The sequence below is a fragment of the uncultured Limnohabitans sp. genome (assembly GCF_937889215.1).
Classification (GTDB): Bacteria; Pseudomonadota; Gammaproteobacteria; order Burkholderiales; family Burkholderiaceae_C; genus Limnohabitans_A.
The window spans coordinates 1-1300 of the sequence record NZ_CALBEX010000069.1 but is presented as its reverse complement, the minus strand read 5'-3'; the positions used below and the strand labels follow the sequence as shown (position 1 = coordinate 1300).

Here is a 1300-nt window from a genome sequence, read left to right as displayed (position 1 = left end):
CACCCGCACACCAAAGCCGCCACACCGGGCAAAACAAAAGCTGCACGCCAGCCCTGCCACTGGATCAAAAAACCCGTGAGCAAAGCCGCTACAGCCACGCCCAGGTTGCCCGACAGGCCATTGAAGCCGATGGTCGCGCCCGGGTTGGCCGAACGCTCCAGCAGCATGGGAATGCCCACCGGGTGGTAAATGGCGGCGAACACGCCGATCAGGGTCAGGCACAAAGCCAGTTGCATCGGCGTTTGCGCGAAAGCGGTCAAGATGGAAGCGGTGCCAATGCCAAAAAAGAACACCAGCATCATGCTGCGACGGCCCCACAAATCGCCCAAGCGCCCCGCCGGCAAAGAGCCCAGACCGAACATGAAAAACGCCCCGGCACCATAGGGCATGAGGTCTTGCCATTGGGCCAAGCCCATGTCGGCCGCGATGGTGCTCACTGCCGCTGCAAAAATCAGCAAAAACAAATGGTCCAACGCGTGCGCGGTATTGAGCAAACCCCGCACCACGCGGGGATGGTCAGCGGGCGGCAAGGCCGCAGAAGTCAAGGTCGTCATGGTCAATTCTGGATTGCAGGCACGGGCGCAGACACCACTGCGAACATAGCCCTGTAATGTGCGCCCATGACCGAAAAGCCGCTGTCGCTTGGGTCACATCGCCGGTGCAAACCCTTGCGCAAAAGCCTGCGCTCCTGCAAGCATGGCCCTGCTTGGACTCAGTCTTGGCCGCCTTGGGGCGACTGAGCTGCAGAGGCCTGGTCCTGCGCGTTAACGGATGCCGCCACAGCAGGCTCGGGCATGAAACACATTTTTTCGCCATCCCAGCGCTGGCCGCACCAGCACAGGCCTTCGGCGTTGATGATGCAAGTGCCGGTGCCGCAGCACCGTGGATCTTCTGACATGGGCCTGCTCCTGATGCTGACGCTGAATGAAAGGTCCTCTAAGGATGCCTGAAAACGCTTCAGGCATCCAGATCAAGGCATCACAGCCCTGCAGTGGCCTTGGCTTTTTCACACGCCATCAAGATGCGCTCGGGCGTGGCCGGCGCATCCATGTACACCACCGCTTTGTGGTTGGCACTGGCGGCCACCGCATCGCGCAAGGCGAAGAAGGTGGACAAGCCCAACATCAAGGGCGGCTCGCCCGTGGCCTTGCTGTTGAACGGCGTGGGCTTCAAGTTGGCGTTGTCGAACAAGGACACATTGAAGTGTTCTGGGATGTCGCCCGCCACCGGGATCTTGTAAGTGCTGGGGCCGTGCGTGAGCAGCTTGCCTTTTTTGTCCCAAATGCACTCTTCCATGGTG

3 protein-coding genes are annotated in these 1300 nt (G+C 60.5%); all 3 read right to left on the bottom strand.

Annotated elements, in window-relative coordinates; all coding sequences use genetic code 11:
* Window positions 1-554: MFS transporter (locus Q0341_RS01595; RefSeq protein ID WP_299510092.1), on the bottom strand; the 554-nt coding region annotated here is incomplete at its 3' end.
* A 158-nt stretch (window positions 555-712) separates the two neighbouring features.
* Entirely contained in the window at window positions 713-898 is a 186-nt protein-coding gene (locus Q0341_RS01590; RefSeq protein WP_299510091.1) for a hypothetical protein, read from the bottom strand.
* 80 nt (window positions 899-978) lie between these two features.
* Window positions 979-1300, bottom strand: a 322-nt coding sequence (locus tag Q0341_RS01585) for a molybdopterin cofactor-binding domain-containing protein (protein ID WP_299510090.1), incomplete at its 5' end; no start/stop codon positions are given.

Bases quoted from the DNA above. Each gene is read 5' to 3' on its own strand.
- Q0341_RS01590 (WP_299510091.1), bottom strand. From the start codon at position 898: ATGTCAGAAGATCCACGGTGCTGCGGCACCGGCACTTGCATCATCAAC.